The following is a 17,339-nucleotide window of genomic DNA, read 5'->3' on the forward strand; positions in this document are numbered from 1 at the left end:
GCGTGAACAGTAACGTTTTCTTTCAAATTCTATCCCCGCACCGGATGGCCATCTTCCTTCGGCATCTTCTTCGCCGCCCGCCAGAAGCAGATCATATGTGCCGTCGCAGTGACCGCCCAGGAGATTGGGTACGACAGATACAGGATCGCCAGCGATCGCTGCGCTGCAAATATGGTAAAGATCCAAATCACTCGCAGTCCGCAGGCGCCGGTCAGAGAGACTAGCGTCGGCAGGATCGAATACCCAAGTCCGCGGATGCTTCCGACCATCGTATCCATCACGCCGCACAGGAAATACGTCGTACAGATGATCGACATCCGGAGCAGTCCATAGGAAATAACGTCGGCGTCTTCTGAATATATCTGCAACAGCCACGGACCGCCGAGGTATGCTGCAAATCCAAGCACCAGTCCTACTGTCACAACGACGCCCTGGCAGGTGGCAAGAATCTTTTTGATCCGCGTGTATTTCTCTGCTCCGATATTCTGACTCGTAAAGCTTAAATTGGTCTGGTACAGCGCATTCATCGAGGTATACACAAATCCCTCGATATTCTGCGATGCCGTGTTGCCTGCCATCGCGATCGAACCGAAGGAATTGACAGACGACTGAATCAGTACGTTGGAGATCGCAAAAATCGCCCCCTGAATACCAGCCGGAAGACCTACCTTTATAATAAGAAGAAGTTTCCTCCGGTTGACTCCCAGCTTGGAAAGCGACAGCTTCATCGCGCCATCTGAACGCATCAGGCAGCGGATAACCAGAAATGCGGAAATACACTGGGAAATCACGGTTGCCAGCGCGACACCTGCTACATCCATCTGGAGCTGGGTAACAAAGAATACGTTCAGTGCCGCATTGATAACACCTGCCACGGTCAGGAAATACAGCGGGCGTTTCGTATCGCCGATCGCGCGCAGGATTGCACTTCCGAAATTGTACACCATCGTTGCCGGCATACCGGCAAAATAAATCCGCATGTAGATCGTCGATTTATCGATGACATCGTCCGGCGTCCCCATCAGTTCCAGCCAGAAACGTGAGGTAAACAAACCCAAAAAGACCAGAAACAGCCCGCTCATCAGGCTGACCGTGATCGCCGTATGGATTGTCTCGCTCATGTCGCGGTCATTCTTCGCACCATAATAGCGCGCTACCAGGACATTCGCGCCGATCGACAGACCAATAAAGACGTTAATGAGAAGATTAATAAGGGAACTGGTCGAGCCGACTGCTGCCAGAGACTGGCTGCCTGCAAAACGTCCCACCACAATCACATCCGCCGCATTAAAAAGAAGCTGAAGCACGCCAGAAAGCATCAACGGAATGGAGTATGTAAGTACCTTTCTGAGAATCGGGCCATTGCACATATCCATTTCATAGGATTTCGCCATGTTTTTTTCCTTTCGTATCCAAAAAAAGTCCTTTCATTTTTCAAAGGCTGGTCAGTTGATACTATTCTACCCCCTTTCCATACACTTTTCAAGCGTTCTTTTATCGTTGACTTTTTCTCAGCGCGTCTTATAATAAAAGCAGCTAAATTGTGACTGTGAAGGTACTGAACAGTTACGATAAATTTATGGCGTAAACTGTCCGGCATCTTCACAGTTACAGCCACTCTATTTATAAGGAGGACATCATGATGAACACACAGCGACTTGATAAAATTTTGAAAAAAATGGAGACAGAGGGACTCGATCAGATGATTATTTCCGATCCATATGCGATCTATTATCTGACGGGTCGCTTTATTGATCCGGGTGAACGTCTGCTGGCACTTTACATTAACCAGTCCGGCAAGAATAAGATCTTTATCAATAACCTCTTTACCGTTCCGGAAGATCTGGGCGTAGAAAAATTCCGTTTCTCGGATACAGACGATTACCTGACTCCTCTGTGCGACTGTGTTGAGGCAGGCAAACCGCTCGGTATTGATAAAACATTTGCTGCCCGTTTCCTGATTCCGGTCATCGATCATTCGGGCGCTTCCTCCTACAAGGTCAGCTCCATCTGCATCGATGAGGTCCGTGCGTGCAAGGATGACGAAGAACGTGAAAAAATGCGTGCGGTTTCCGCAATCAATGATAAGGCGATGGCACAGTTCCGAGGTCTGATCCATGAGGGCGTGACTGAGGAAGAGATCGCTTCCAAGATGTTAGATATTTATAAGAGTCTCGGTGCAGACGGATATTCCTTTGAACCACTGGTTGGCTTCGGTGCAAACTGCGCGCTTGGACACCACGGTCCGGACAACACGGTTCTGAAAGAGGGCGACACCGTCCTGTTTGATGTTGGATGCAGGAAGGATGGCTATTGTGCCGATATGACACGTACTTTCTTCTATAAAAAAGTACCGTCTGAGAAGCACCGCGCTATTTATGAGACCGTCCGCCGCGCAAATGCTGCCGCAGAAGCAATTCTGAAACCGGGCGTTCCGCTCTGCGAAGTCGATAAAGCTGCCCGCCAGATCATCGAGGATGCCGGATATGGTCCGAACTTTACCCATCGGCTGGGACATTTCATCGGTCTGGAAGTACATGAGTACGGCGATGTTTCTTCTGCGAACACCAAGGTCGCTGAGGTTGGCAATATCTTCTCCATCGAACCAGGTATTTATGTAGAAGGCGAAGTTGGTGTGAGAATCGAGGATCTGGTGCTGATTACTGAGGACGGATGCGAGATTCTGAACTCCTTCAGCAAGGAGCTGGATATTGTAGAGTAATCACATCGCATAATTTATAACATATAAAAAAGAAACTGTTACAGATGGTATTTCTGGTAATTCCGCTTACAACTCACGAATCATCCAGAAATCCAGTATCTGTAGACAGTTTCTTTTTACTTTTCTTTAAAAGCTAATTATAATTTTCATTTATAAAAAGGCGTTTTTACGCGTTCAGCTTCTCCGTCATCATTTCATTCACTTTACCCGGATTTGCCTTGCCCTTCATCGCTTTCATCACCTGACCAACCAGAAATCCAAGTACCTTTGTCTTTCCACTCTTATACTCTTCCACCGTCTTCGGGTTTGCGGCGAGTACATCGGAAACTGCCTGTTCCAGGGCACTGTCGTCATTGACCATGCCAAGTCCATGTGCATCGACATAGGCGGACGGATCGACATCTTGCTCGAAAACAGCTGTAAATACTTCTTTTGCCGTGTTGTTATTGATCGTTCCGGCATCGACCAGATCGATGAGCTGTGCCAGATGCATCGGGGAGAACCACAGGCTTTCAGCGTCCTGTCCTTTTTCCTTGAGCAGGCGGCTTGCCTCGCCGATCAGCCAGTTTGCCGCTTTCTTCGGTTTCTGGCAGATGGTAGTGGTCTTTTCAAACATATCCGCCATCTTCTTAGACTCAGTCAGAATGCGGCTGTCATATTCAGACAGACCATATTCACTCTGGTAACGTGCCATTTTTTCCGGCTGCAATTCCGGCAGGGCGGCGCGGACGGATTCCAGCCATTCATCGCTGATGCAGACCGGCGGAAGATCCGGATCCGGGAAATAACGGTAATCTTTCGCATCCTCTTTAGAACGCATCGCATAGGAGTATTCCTTGTTGTCATCCCAGCGTCTCGTCTCCTGGATGACCTTCCTGCCCTCTTCCAGCAGCTCAATCTGGCGGGCGCGCTCACCGTCGATCGCACGGGCAATCGCCTTGAAAGAGTTCAAGTTCTTCATCTCGGTTCTCGTACCAAATGTCTCACTTCCCACCTCACGGACCGATAAGTTGACATCGGCACGCATCGAACCTTCCTGTAACTTACAATCTGATGCGCCCAGATACTGTACCAGCAGGCGCAGGCGTTCGAGGTAGGCAATAACCTCATCAGCACTCCGCATATCCGGCTCAGAAACGATCTCGATCAACGGCACGCCGCTTCGGTTGTAATCAACCAGCGAGCAGTCTTCCCACTCGTCGTGGATCAGCTTTCCGGCATCTTCCTCCATGTGAATTTCATGAATACGAATTTTCTTTTCACCGGCAGGCGTATCGATCGGGATATAACCGTCGTGGCAGATCGGGAGATACAGCTGGGAAATCTGATAGTTTTGCGGGTTGTCCGGGTAAAAATAGTTTTTCCGGTCAAATTTACAGAACTGGTTGATACCACAGTTTGCCGCCAGACCGACAGACATCGCGTATTCAACGACCTTCTTATTTAAAACCGGCAGAGAACCCGGCATACCGGTACAAACCGGGCAGGTATGAGTATTTGGTTTTGCTCCAAATTCGGTGGAGCAGCCGCAGAAAATCTTGGTTTTCGTCGCCAGCTCTACGTGTACCTCCAAGCCGATGACTGTCTCATATTCTTTCTTCATCTTATCTGCCCTCCTTGTCTGTCATAACCGGAAGCTTCCATGCACCTCTCGCCTTTTCGTATGCAGATGCCGCGCCAAACAGCTTCTTTTCCTGGAAGCAGTCTGCGATCATCTGAAGCCCGATCGGAAGTCCCTTCGAATCCAGCCCGCACGGAACTGAAATGCCCGGAAGACCTGCCAGGTTGACCGAAACAGTATAAATATCGCCCAGATACATCTTCATCGGATCGGAAAGGCTGTCGCCCAGCAGCGGTGCCGTGGACGGCGCTGCCGGTCCCAGAATGACATCGTATTTCTCAAACGCCTTGTCAAATGCCTGTTTAATCAATGCTTTTGTGCGGAGTGCTTTCAGATAATATGCATCGTAGTAGCCGGAACTCAAAACGAACGAACCGAGCATGATACGGCGTTTTACCTCTGGTCCAAAGCCCTCGGAACGGCTCTTTTTATACATTTCATGTAAATCTTCATATTCCGGTGTGCGGTAACCGTACTTCACACCGTCAAACCGGGACAGGTTGGAGCTTGCCTCCGCCGATGCAATGACGTAATATGCCGGGATCGCATACTCAACCATGCCTAAATCAAAAAACTCCACTTCTGCCCCGCGTTCTTTTAACGCATCAGCTGCCGCCAGAACAGCTTTTTTTACATCTTCATCGAGCCCTTCGCCCAGATAATCGGACGGGATTCCAATCTTCATCCCTTTTACCTCTCCGGTCAGGGCAGCGGTAAAATTGTACGCCTCCCGCTTGACAGAGGTGCTGTCCTTTTTATCATAGGAAGCGATCGTCTCCAGAATTGCCGCGCAGTCTGCGGTATCTTTCGCAATCGGTCCAATCTGATCCAGCGAGGAACCATAGGCGATCAGACCATACCGGGAAACCGTTCCATAGGTCGGTTTGATGCCGGTCACGCCGCAGAAGGAACTTGGCTGGCGGATGGAACCGCCCGTATCTGAACCAAGAGCAAAAAAGGTCTCTCCCGCTGCGACAGCCGCACACGAGCCACCGGAAGATCCGCCCGGTACATGCTCTGTATTCCACGGGTTTTTCGTCGGTCCAAACCAGGATGTCTCGGTCGTACTTCCCATCGCAAATTCATCCATATTTGTCTTGCCAAGCAGGATCGCACCGGCTTTTTTGAGGTTCAGCGCTGCCTCCGCTGAGTACGGAGGTACAAATCCCCTTAAAATTTTGGAACTGCACGTTGTCTCAATTCCCTCTGTACAAATATTATCCTTGATCGCCATCGGAACGCCCGCCAGCGGTCCGGTCAGGATGCCATCGTCAATCTGTTTCTGGATCTCATCCGCCTGTGCCAGTGCTGCCTCCTCGGTCAGCGTTACATAAGCATGAACTGTATCTTCATATTTATGAATCCGTTCCAGAGATGCCTGTACCGCCTCCCGGACGGAGATTTGTTTTTCTTTAATTTCTTTTCCCAGCTCCAGCGCTGTTAATTCTGAAATTCCCATCCTGATTTCCTCCATATTGCTGCCTGTATCTCTACTTCTTTTTACTCCACTGTCCTCGGCACCTTGTACTGTTTTTCTTTCTGCTCCGGTGCATTCGAAAGCATCGCATCTGATTCATCTCCATTTTCCACGACATCTTCGCGGAACACATTGTGAATGTCAAAGACATGCGACATCGGTTCTACCTCCGAAGTATCAAGCTGATTCAGCATATCGATATACTCAAGCATCCGGCTCATGTCGCTTTTCGCTGCCTCTTTTTCCTTTGGGGAAAGGGAAAGCTTTGCTAAAATACCAACATAATCAATCATTTCATCGTCTATTTTCACTGCCATAAGTTCTGTTCCTTCCTATTATAATATGTGTTATGGACAAGCTCTTTGTTTCATAGGAAATTGCGTCCTGTCACGTTACGGTACCAGACGGCTCATATCTCTCGGGAAGAGCGAAACCTCACGGACATTCTCCTCTTCAAGCAGCTGCATCGTCATACGTTCCAGACCGATACCGAGTCCGCCGTGAGGCGGCATACCGTGTTTGAAGGTGCTTAAATACTGTTCCATTCCCTCGGTATCCATACCGCGTTTTTCAATCTTCTCCATCAACTCGGTGTAGCTGTGGATACGCTGTCCGCCGGTTGTGACTTCCAGTCCACGGAATAAAAGGTCAAAGCTGAGTGTTACTTTCGGATCTGTCGGGTCATCCATCGCGTAGAATGGACGCTTCTTGGATGGATAATGGGTGACAAACACGAAATCGGCGCCGTACTCTTCTTTAAAGTAGCGTCCAATCAGGTGTTCTTCCTCCGGCTCCAGATCGTATGGGTTTTTGATCTGGGTTCCATATTTTTCGGAGGCAAGGCGTTTCGCCTCGGTAAAGGTCACTGCCGGAATCTTCTCTACTTCCGGAAGTTTGACTTTAAGGATTTCCAGCTCCGTGGAATATTCCTTCTTTAAAATTTCCACCATATGCTGAAGAAATCCGGTTTCCATCGCCATGATATCGGTAAAATCATCGATATATCCCATCTCAAAATCCAGTCCGGTATATTCGTTTAAATGACGTTTCGTGTTATGCTTCTCCGCACGGAACACCGGACCAACCTCCATCACACGGTCAAACACGCCGACCATCATCTGTTTGTAAAACTGCGGACTCTGCGCTAACACCGCCGGGCGGTGAAAATAATCGAGTTTAAAGACGTTTGCTCCGCCCTCGGCTCCTTTTGCTCCGATCTTCGGGGAATGAATTTCCGTAAATCCTTCTCCATGCAGGTACTCCCGGAATGCCCGTGCGATTCCTTCCTGGATTCTGAAACGTGCGCGCTCCCGCAGGTTGCGGAGTGTCAGAGAACGCATATCCAGTTTGGCTTCCAGGGATGCGCTCATTTTCCATTTTGATACGGCAATCGGCATCGGTTCTTCCGGTTTCGAGAGGATCCGAACACTCTTTAAACGAAGTTCCATGCCTCTCGGCGCCCGCTCTTCTTTTCGGAGGACACCGGAAACTTCTACGAATGTTTCTTCTCTTAATTCAGCAAAATCCGCGTCGGTCACACCTTTTTCATAGACAGTCTGCAACACGCCGTCACGTTTCCGGAGAATCACAAATGCGATATCTCCCATGTTGCGGACACTCATGATCGCGCCGTTTACCTTTACTTCCCGTCCTTCCATACCGTCTGCAAACACGGCTGCCAGATCCAGCACTTCTTTTTCCTTTTTACCTGTCATAAATTCCATCGCTGTTTCCTCTCTTTCTCTGCTTTTTGATATGTCCGGGACGGGAATAATGAAAAAGAATGTGCCTTGGCACATTCTCGCGCCGAGCGCGGTCGCTTGCGACAAACTACATCTTCGCGCGAGTGCGCATCATTGGCACGTTAGTGCCTTTTTGTGTAATAGGGGATTCCAAGGAATTTCCTATTACATAAAAAGTCCCGGAATGACGTTCACTCACATCATTCCGGGACGGGATATTCCCGCGGTACCACCCGCATTTAAAAAGAAACGATTGTTTTTCTTTTTACTCTTTCGCTGCTTAACGCGCAGTCACGTGATGACCTACCTGCGGCGGCTGGCGGGGTGTCCAGTGTCGCTCTCAGTCATCCGGCTCCGGAGTGTTCCCTATTGTCCCGCTCCCTCCTGACACGGCTCTCAGCCGGTGACCGCGTCTTTCTGTCGGATTCTTCGAAACAGAGTCTCCATCTTTGCCTTTTAAAAAAGTGGGCACGAATACCATGATTATCATGGCATCCTTGCCCACCCCATTGGATTCAATTTTTTATGTTCAAACTATAAACTATTTTTCTGAGTTTGTAAAGAGGTTTTTTAATTTTTTTTCACGCAGTAATTCTGTATGGAATATGTCAGCTTCGCTGACCAGTATCACGCGCCAAGTCTCACAGATGTTCGACTTAAATAGAAGAAATCTTGTACAATATTCTCCCTTGAAACATTTTTTCAAAATTCGTGTGCAAATTGTATTGACATTCAGAATTTTTCGTGTATACTACTACACATAAAAGCAAGGGCGCTTCGAGATGATCGAGGTGCCCTTTTCTTTATGTAATAGGAAATTCCTTGGAATTCCTTATTACACCAAAAGGCACTAACGTGCCAATGATACGCACTCGCGCGAAGATGTAAGCTGTCGCAAGCGACCGCGCCCGGCGTGAGAATGTGTCAGAGCACATTCATCTTACGTGGATTTAATCATCACAAAATCGCAGACATAAAACCTGAAAGGAGACATGAGTTATGAAAAAAAACATCCCTGAACTGTATGGAAGTCTTGTATTCAACGACAAAGTCATGAAAAGCAAATTGCCGCGAGATGTTTATAAGGCACTCCGCAAAACGATTGAAAATGGCAGTCATCTGGATCTCGACATTGCAAATGCAGTCGCAGTTGCAATGAAGGAATGGGCCGTTGAAAATGGTGCAACTCACTTCACACACTGGTTCCAGCCGATGACCGGCATCACTGCTGAGAAGCACGACAGTTTCATCAACCCGGTTGGCAATGGCGAAGTTATCATGGATTTCTCCGGCAAAGAGCTGGTAAAGGGCGAACCGGATGCATCCAGTTTCCCATCCGGCGGACTTCGTGCCACCTTTGAGGCAAGAGGTTATACAGCCTGGGATCCAACCTCCCCGGCATTTATTAAAGACGATACACTCTGCATCCCGACCGCATTCTGTTCCTACAGCGGCGAGGCACTTGATACCAAAACCCCTCTTCTGCGTTCGATGGAAACCATCAACCGCGAGGCGCTGCGTGTCCTGAAGCTCTTCGGAAATGAAGATGTGACCCGCGTTGTCTCCACCGTTGGTCCGGAACAGGAGTATTTCCTGGTTGATAAAAAGCTGTTTAATAAGAGAAACGATTTGAAGTTCTGCGGAAGAACTCTGTTTGGCGCACCAGCTCCGAAGGGTCAGGAAATGGATGACCACTATTTCGGCGCTCTCCGTCCGAGAGTTTCCGCTTTCATGAAAGAACTGGATGAAGAGCTCTGGAAGCTCGGTATTCCGGCAAAAACCAAACACAACGAGGTAGCTCCGGCGCAGCATGAACTTGCCACCATCTACACGACTACCAATGTGGCAGTTGACAACAACCAGCTCACTATGGAAATCATGAAACGTGTGGCAGAGAAACATGGTCTTGTGTGCCTGCTCCATGAGAAACCATTTGAGGGCATAAACGGAAGCGGTAAACACAACAACTGGTCTTTATCGACCAACACCGGCGAAAACCTTCTTGATCCGGACCGCGATCCGGCAAAGAACTTACAGTTCCTTCTCTTCCTGTTCGCAACGATCAAGGCAGTCGATGTCTACGGCGATCTGCTCCGCGTATCAGTTGCAACTGCTGGAAATGACCACCGTCTGGGCGGCAACGAGGCACCGCCAGCTATCGTGTCTATGTTTATCGGAGATGATCTGGAAGCAGTTCTCGATATTGTGGAAAAAGATCTCGAGTCTGAGGCAAAAGAAGTCCAGACCATGAAGCCGGGCGCAAAGGTTCTGCCGCACTTTATCAAAGATACAACCGATCGCAACCGTACTTCTCCGTTTGCCTTTACCGGCAATAAATTCGAGTTCCGTATGCCAGGTTCCGCTCTCTCTGTATCGGAACCGAACATTGTCATCAATACAGCCGTAGCTGAAGTTTTAGGCGAATTTGCAGACCGTCTGGAAGGTCTTTCAGGCAAGGCTCTGGAGGCAGAAATCCATCTGCTCTTAAAGGAAGTGCTGCGTGATCACCGCCACATCGTATTCAACGGCAACGGTTACACCAGCGAATGGGTAGAGGAAGCTCACAAACGCGGACTCTTCGACCTGCCGAGCTGCGCAGAGGCATTTCCGCGCCTGATTGCTGAGAAAAACGTAGAACTGTTCCTGAAACACGGCATCTACACCAAGGAGGAACTCTTCTCCCGCTACGAAATCAAGGAAGAGAACTACATCAAGACCATCAACATCGAGGCAAAGACGATGCTTTCGATGATGAAGAAGACCTTCCTGCCGTCCGTCCTCTCCTACTGCAAGGAGCTGGCTGAAACCGCCGCAAAGACAAAGGCAATCCTGCCGGACGCACCGATCAGCGCCGAGAGCAAACTGCTTGAGAAGCTGTCCGATCTCTACACCGAGATTTCCGAGAAAACCGAAGCACTGGCAGAGGCTGAAAAAGCGGCAGAATCCATGGAAGATAATATCGAGAAGGTTGCATATTTCCACTATACGATTCTTGCCAAGATGGATGACTTGAGAAGCAGCGTTGATACCGCAGAAGCCCTGATTCCGGATTCCTTCCTGCCGTATCCGACTTACGATGAACTGCTGTTCTCCGTATAATCTGACATGTCAATATTATGACTTGATTGAAAAATCGAGAAAAATGTGTTATGATTTGGCTGCAAAATATTGCTATATTGTCTTTTATACTGATATTTTGCAGTCAATTTTGGGTTCTTATCCCTGTTATTTTCTTATCATTCAGGTATCTTGAATACAAAGGAGGTTTATATCATGAGGGAGTCACTCACATACGAAACCGGGCTTCGTGAGGAATGCGGCGTATTTGGAATGTTTGACCTGGAGGGCGGCGATGTTGCCAGAGATATGTACTACGGACTCAGCGCACTCCAGCACCGCGGTCAGGAGTCATGCGGCATCGCAGTCTGTGACACGAACGGTCCAAAGGGCGTTGTCAACTGCTACAAAGGGCTGGGACTTGTCAATGAGGTATTTCATGAGGAGACGTTAAAACGCCTCGGCGGCAATCTGGGAGTTGGTCATGTCCGCTACTCCACAACCGGTTCTTCCACCATCGAAAACACACAGCCACTGGTGCTTAAGTATTTTAAGGGAACACTCTGTCTGGCGCACAACGGAAACCTGGTAAATGCGTTTGAGATGCGCCGCCAGCTTGAAGAAACCGGCGCAATCTTCCAGACGACGATGGATTCAGAGGTAATCGCGTTCCACATCGCCAGAGAACGTCTGGCTGCCCCGACCGCTGAAGAGGCAATCAAACGGACCGCGGCAAAAACACGTGGCGCTTATGCCCTGATTATCTCCAGCCCGCGCAAGCTGATCGGTGTTCGTGACCCATTTGGTCTGCGTCCTCTCTGCCTCGGCAAAAAGGGAAATGTCTGGATCATGGCATCGGAAAGCTGTGCCATCACCTCGGTTGGCGGCGAATTTATCCGTGATATCGAACCGGGTGAGATCGTGACCATCACCCGCGACGGCGTTTTTTCTGATAAAAGCCTGCAGCAGGAAAAACGGGCGCACTGCGTTTTCGAATACATCTATTTTGCCCGCCTCGACAGCCACATCGATGATGTGAGCGTCTATGAGGCAAGGCTGCGCGGCGGCGCGGCTCTCGCACATTCCTTCCCTGCCGATGCCGACCTCGTCGCCGGTGTACCGGATTCCGGCCTGACCGCCGCGATGGGATATGCGAAGGCATCCGGCATTCCATATGAGATTATTTTCCATAAAAATAGCTATGTCGGCAGAACCTTCATCAAACCGACCCAGGAAGAACGCGAAAATAGCGTCCGTATCAAGCTTAATATTCTGGAACCGGCTGTCAGGGGAAAACGCATTGTCCTCGTCGATGACTCTATCGTGCGCGGTACGACGATGAAAAACCTGATCCGCATGCTCAAAAAAGCCGGGGCGAAGGAGGTTCATGTGCGCGTCAGCTCCCCGCCATTCCTCTTCCCCTGCTATTTCGGCACCGATGTCCCCTCCAATAAACAGCTCATCGCCAGCAGCCATTCCGTCGAAGAAATCTGCCGGGAGATCGGTGCGGATTCGCTTGGATATATGCCGATTGAAGATCTTGAGGAGATGGCAGGCGGACTGCCGCTCTGTACGGCATGTTTTACCGGAAACTATCCGATGGATGTGCCGGATGGGGAGATTAAGGATGCATTAGAATAAATATTTCGCAAATGAAAAAGAATGTGCCTTGGCACATTCTCGCGCCGAGCGCGGTCGCTTGCGACATGTTTCTGCTTCGCGGGAGTGCGCATCATTGGCACGTTAGTGCCTTTTTGTGTAATAGGGAATTCCAAGGAATTTCCTATTACATAAAAAAGGGCTCTCACCGAGTCCTTTTTTATCCCTCACACTTTTTCACGTTTTGTCAAAACTTTTGTTTTTGTTTAAAATGTCTTATATGTTTTTATACATTGGATGACGGACGGTTGTTCTTCATCCCGTCCTGCGAAAAACAGCAAAAACGTGCGAAAAAATCGCCCTAGAGTAAAGTACAGTGAAAAATACTAAAACAACAGGCATTATATATAGAAGAAACAGCTTTATTTTCGTTTTTCTGTTTTCTTCTTTTCTTTTTTTTCTCCTCCCCTTTCTTTTTTCATGTTTTCGTTTTTCTGATTTCCTATTTTTCCTTAAAAATTCCGTTCTATTTTTCGGATTTTCTTTCCTTTTTTCTTTTTCAAAAGTGGAAAAATAGTTCGTTTTCGATTTTTTCTCGATTTTTTTGATTTAAATCCTGATTTTCGGCTATATATTCGAGTTTTTTATCAAAATCGTGAAGATGTGATTTTGAATATAAAAAAAAGAAGAACCCTTTTTTCAGAGTTCTTCTTTCTTCCCTCACACCTTAGTTGAGTTTCCTCAACTGCGTTTTGTCTATTTTCCTTGCCAAGTTTTGGTTCTTTTTTTCTGCCCTTTTGGGCGATTTTTTTGCACGTTTTAGCTATTTTGAAGAGTACGTGCTGAGTTCTGCGCTTTTAACGCTTTCAACTCGTCAAATACAACATCGTTCAGAACCTTAATGTAGGTTCCCTTCATACCGGACGAACGGGACTCAATAACGCCTGCACTTTCAAACTTGCGGAGTGCATTGACGATAACGGAACGGGTAATGCCGACTCTGTCTGCAATCTTGCTGGCTACCAGAATGCCCTCGTTGCCTTCCAGCTCATCGAAGATGTGGGTAATTGCTTCCAGTTCGGAGAAGGACAAGGTGCTGATCGCTGATTTAACGATCTGGATCTTTCTTGTCTCCTCTGCATTCTCCTCGTTGACAGAACGCATCATCTCAAGTCCGACAACAGTGGTTCCGTACTCACTCAGGATGATATCGTCGATGTCGTACTGTGCATCTGATTTGTAGATGAACAGAGTACCCAGTCTCTCACCGGATATATCAATAGGCGTGATGATCGCCTGATACTTCTTCACGTTCTCCTCGGCGAATCCCAATGTAGCAAGGTTGACATTTTCCTTCGTTGACAAAACGCTTAAAAGGCGTTCATTCAACATACGGTCAACAAAACCGCCGACCTGATCCTTGATCAACTCTTCGATCTCATCCACACCCTCATGAATCGCAACTCCGAGTACTTTACCTTTCTTGCTGATTACGAGAATATTGGATTCCAGTATGTCACTGAGGACTTCACAAATGTCATTGAACACAACCTTATGAGAATGGTTGTTGTGCAACAACTTATTAATTTTTCTAGTTTTGTCCAGTAATTGAACGCTCATTTTACCAGTTACCTCCTTTGCCTTTATCGTAAATTAGAATTCGATCCTAACCTGTAAGAATTGTAACACGATTTTCGTATAATAGCAAGAGTTTTTCTGTATTTTTCATTTTTTTTAATAATTAATATCTATTTCAAGAGTTTTTATGAGTTTTTTACAAAACCGCAGGCTTCGTTAGAACAAAGAAGCTTATTTCCCTTTTCGAGCATAATATGTCCACATTTCGGACACATTTCTTTTGACGGTTTCTGCCAGGTCATAAAATCGCAGTCCGGGTTATTTTCGCAGCCGTAATATCTTCTGCCCTTTTTCGATTTACGGATGACAATCTCACCACCGCATTTCGGGCACTTCACGCCGATCTTTTCCAGATACGGCTTCGTGTTTTTACAGTCTGGGAATCCAGGGCAGGCAAGGAATTTGCCGTGCGGACCATACTTAATTACCATGTTGCGCCCGCACTGGTCACAGATCACATCCGTCACCTCGTCAGCAATCTTGACGCTCTCAAGCGTCTTCTCCGCTTCTTTAACCGCCTTGTCAAGATCCGGATAAAAGTTTTCGATAACGGTCTTCCAGCCGATCGTGCCGTCCCCGATGCTGTCGAGCAGGTACTCCATATTTGCCGTAAACTGCAAATCAACGATGGATGGGAACGCCTTCTTCATCATCCGGTTGACTACCTCGCCAAGCTCCGTCACATAGAGGTTCTTATTTTCCTTCGCTACATAGCGGCGCGCGATGATTGTCGTGATGGTCGGTGCATAGGTACTTGGCCGTCCGATGCCCTGCTCTTCCAGCGCCTTGACGAGCGACGCCTCTGTATAATGTGCCGGTGGCTGTGTAAAATGCTGTGCCGGTTCTAACTGGTTTAAATCCAGCTTCATGCCTGCTTCCAGCGACTCGTTCAGAACGCCGTCGGTCTCCTTATCCTCGTCCTGTGAATAGACGGACATGAAGCCGTCAAATTTGATTTTGGACGCCGACAGGGTGAAAAGCTCCTCTCCGGCTGCTACCTTGACGGAGGTTGTCTCGTAAACCGCCGGGCGCATCCGGCTCGCCGTGAAGCGCTTCCAGATAAGCTGGTACAGACGGAACTGGTCTCTGGAAAGCTGTTCTTTTACCTGTACCGGCGTCAGTGTAATGTCGGTCGGACGGATCGCCTCGTGTGCGTCCTGGATCTTGGCGTCTGATTTTGCCGCCGCCGGCGCCTCGGACACGTAACTTGCCCCAAACTGGTCGCCGATATAACTTCTCGCCGCCTCATCTGCCTCTGCCGCGATGCGGGTGGAATCGGTACGCAGGTAGGTGATCAGACCGATTGTGCCGCGTCCCTTGATATCCACGCCCTCATAGAGCTGCTGGGCAAGGCGCATCGTCTTCTGCGTTGAGAAATTCAGCGTCTTGGATGCCTCCTGCTGCAGCGTACTGGTCGTAAACGGGATCGGCGCCTTCTTCACGCGCTCGCCCAGCTTCACATCTCGCACTTCGTACTCACAGCCCTCCAGACGCTTCATAAGCGCCTCCACTTCCTCTTTGCTGTGAATTGCCTTCCTGCCGTCCTTATCGCCGTAATAATGGGCGGTCAGCTTCTTTCTGGAGCCATGTACGTGGAGCTTTGCATCCAGCGTCCAGTATTCTTCCGGTATAAACGCATTGATCTCTTCCTCACGGTCGCAGATCATACGCAGCGCGACCGACTGCACACGACCGGCGCTGAGTCCTCTCTTGACCTTCGCCCAGAGAAGCGGGCTGATGAGGTAACCCACCATACGGTCGAGCATACGTCTCGCCTGCTGTGCATCCACCAGATTTTCATCGATGGCACGCGGCTCTTTTAAAGATGCCTTGACGGCGTTTTTTGTAATCTCATTGAAACTGATACGGTAAACCTTTTTATCTTTCTGTTCATCCAGCTTTAATGCTTTCATCAGGTGCCAGGAGATCGCCTCTCCCTCGCGGTCCGGGTCAGTTGCGAGATAAATCTTATCTGCTTTTTTAACCTCTTTCCGCAGACGCGCCAACACATCGCCCTTTCCCCGGATGGTGATATACTTCGGCTCATATCCATGCTCTACGTCCACTCCCAGCGTACTCTTAGGGAGGTCGCGCACATGACCGCCGGAGGCGTCCACCTCATAGTTGGAACCCAAAAATTTTTTAATTGTCTTGACTTTCGCCGGAGACTCTACAATAACCAGATTTTTTGCCATAACAGACCTCTATACAATCTTCCTAACGTAATATTGATTCATTGGCTGCAGGATCAATCCCTGCATTTCCAGATTCAAAAGCGCAGTCATGCATTCCCCTGCTGTCACCCCACAGCTTTTCATGACCGCTTCCAGATGTTTCGGTTGTGAATCTAGGCAACTATACACCATTTTTTCCGACTTGGCAAGTGCATTTACTGATTTTATTGTTTTTTTACAAGAATTTTTACATTTTATATGGAAGAAATCCAACACATCCTCCGGTTTCGTCACGATCCCCGCTCCCTGTGCAATCAGCCGGTTGCAGCCCTCACTGAGCGGATCGATGCGCCGTCCCGGCAGCGCAAATACCTCTTTTCCCTGTTCCAGCGCCAGATCCGCCGTAATCAGGGAGCCGCTTCTTTTTCGTGCTTCCACGACCAGCACCAGGTCGGAAAGTCCGCTGATGATCCGGTTCCGGATTGGAAAATGGGATGCCGTCGGCGGTACACCCGGTCCATATTCTGACAATATGCCGCCTTGTTCACGGATGCGCGCATGCAGCCGGATGCCGGATGGCGGATAACAGGTGTCAATCCCACAGCCCATCACGGCATACGTCAGTCCGCCGCCATCCATCGCGCCCGCATGCCCCGCCTGATCGATCCCCAGCGCCATGCCGCTCACTACCTGCACGCCATTTTCTGCCAGAATCCGGCCGAAATACTCTGCCTCCTGTCGTCCATATGGCGTACAGCTGCGCGCCCCGATGACTGCCGCGGATGGTTTTGCATCTTCTGGAAGCGTTCCACGCACAAACAGCCACATCGGTTTATCATAGATATGCATCAGGCGCTTCGGATATGCCGCCTCACCGCACAGAATGAAACGTACCCCCTGTTCCTCCAGCCTATCGTATTCTTCCACGCGCTGTTTGAAGAGCAGAACCGCTTCCTCCAGCCCCTTTTTCACAGCTTTTCCGAGAAAGGAACATATAAACGGATCCAGTTTCTTCCTATTATATAAAACCCGCTCATAGATTCCCTCAAAACTGCCGCACGATTCATATAATTTAGCCGCCGTCACCGCGCCGATTCCATCCACTCTCGATAACCAGTAGGCATGGATGCGCTCACGGTCGGAATACTGCATATTTTCTGTCAGAAGCACTTTTTTATGCAGCGGTTCCTGTGTTTTTCCATATAGTTCCTGCATAGAAAGCTGAGTATTCTGTACATTGCTCTCTTCTTTTCCTATTTCCATATCTTTCCCCCTATATATGTCAGATCGGCTGCCTTTTACCATATAA

General features: G+C 48.7%; 11 protein-coding genes. 3 read left to right on the forward strand and 8 right to left on the reverse strand.

Features of this window, described 5'->3' with window-relative positions; all coding sequences use genetic code 11:
• Positions 1 to 29 precede the first annotated feature (29 nt).
• Positions 30 to 1,394 carry an MATE family efflux transporter gene (locus DWV73_RS02355; RefSeq protein WP_117795454.1) on the reverse strand — a complete coding sequence of 455 codons (1,365 nt, stop codon included), beginning with the start codon at positions 1,392 to 1,394 and terminating at the stop codon, positions 30 to 32.
• A gap of 248 nt (positions 1,395 to 1,642) precedes the next feature.
• Between DWV73_RS02355 and DWV73_RS02360 the strand changes: the two genes are divergently transcribed.
• A complete protein-coding gene (locus DWV73_RS02360) occupies positions 1,643 to 2,722 on the forward strand; it encodes a Xaa-Pro peptidase family protein (protein ID WP_117795456.1) in 1,080 nt (359 codons plus the stop codon).
• A gap of 166 nt (positions 2,723 to 2,888) precedes the next feature.
• On the opposite strand, the gene gatB is transcribed toward DWV73_RS02360, so the two are convergent.
• From gatB to aspS, 4 genes are all read right to left on the reverse strand, one after another.
• Positions 2,889 to 4,325 (reverse strand): Asp-tRNA(Asn)/Glu-tRNA(Gln) amidotransferase subunit GatB, encoded by a 1,437-nt coding sequence (gene gatB, locus DWV73_RS02365; RefSeq protein ID WP_117795458.1) that lies wholly within the window; start codon positions 4,323 to 4,325, stop codon positions 2,889 to 2,891.
• 1 nt (position 4,326) lies between these two features.
• Entirely contained in the window at positions 4,327 to 5,802 is a 1,476-nt protein-coding gene (gene gatA / locus DWV73_RS02370; RefSeq protein WP_022360242.1) for an Asp-tRNA(Asn)/Glu-tRNA(Gln) amidotransferase subunit GatA, read from the reverse strand.
• A gap of 41 nt (positions 5,803 to 5,843) precedes the next feature.
• Positions 5,844 to 6,137, reverse strand: coding sequence for an Asp-tRNA(Asn)/Glu-tRNA(Gln) amidotransferase subunit GatC (gatC, locus tag DWV73_RS02375; protein ID WP_117795460.1), 294 nt, complete (start codon positions 6,135 to 6,137; stop codon positions 5,844 to 5,846).
• A 75-nt stretch (positions 6,138 to 6,212) separates the two neighbouring features.
• Complete coding sequence (gene aspS, locus DWV73_RS02380) at positions 6,213 to 7,544, reverse strand: aspartate--tRNA(Asn) ligase (protein ID WP_022360244.1); 1,332 nt, start codon at positions 7,542 to 7,544, stop codon at positions 6,213 to 6,215.
• Between the two features lie 1,017 nt (positions 7,545 to 8,561).
• Between aspS and DWV73_RS02385 the strand changes: the two genes are divergently transcribed.
• Together DWV73_RS02385 and purF are read left to right on the forward strand one after the other, a co-directional pair.
• On the forward strand, positions 8,562 to 10,661 hold the full coding sequence (locus DWV73_RS02385) for a glutamine synthetase III (RefSeq protein ID WP_117795462.1): 2,100 nt from the start codon (positions 8,562 to 8,564) through the stop codon (positions 10,659 to 10,661).
• A gap of 174 nt (positions 10,662 to 10,835) precedes the next feature.
• Positions 10,836 to 12,260, forward strand: coding sequence for an amidophosphoribosyltransferase (gene purF, locus DWV73_RS02390; protein ID WP_117795463.1), 1,425 nt, complete (start codon positions 10,836 to 10,838; stop codon positions 12,258 to 12,260).
• Positions 12,261 to 13,037: 777 nt separating this feature from the next.
• Here the strand turns inward: purF and codY are convergent.
• From codY to dprA, 3 genes are all read right to left on the reverse strand, one after another.
• Entirely contained in the window at positions 13,038 to 13,838 is an 801-nt protein-coding gene (gene codY, locus DWV73_RS02395; RefSeq protein ID WP_117795465.1) for a GTP-sensing pleiotropic transcriptional regulator CodY, read from the reverse strand.
• Positions 13,839 to 13,981: 143 nt separating this feature from the next.
• Positions 13,982 to 16,051: a type I DNA topoisomerase gene (gene topA / locus DWV73_RS02400; protein ID WP_117795467.1), complete on the reverse strand. Its 2,070-nt coding sequence runs from the start codon at positions 16,049 to 16,051 to the stop codon at positions 13,982 to 13,984.
• Between the two features lie 9 nt (positions 16,052 to 16,060).
• Complete coding sequence (gene dprA / locus DWV73_RS02405) at positions 16,061 to 17,293, reverse strand: DNA-processing protein DprA (RefSeq protein WP_242995704.1); 1,233 nt, start codon at positions 17,291 to 17,293, stop codon at positions 16,061 to 16,063.
• Positions 17,294 to 17,339: the final 46 nt, after the last annotated feature.

Source organism: Clostridium sp. AF12-41 (genome assembly GCF_003461685.1).
Lineage (GTDB): Bacteria > Bacillota > Clostridia > Lachnospirales > Lachnospiraceae > Otoolea > Otoolea fessa.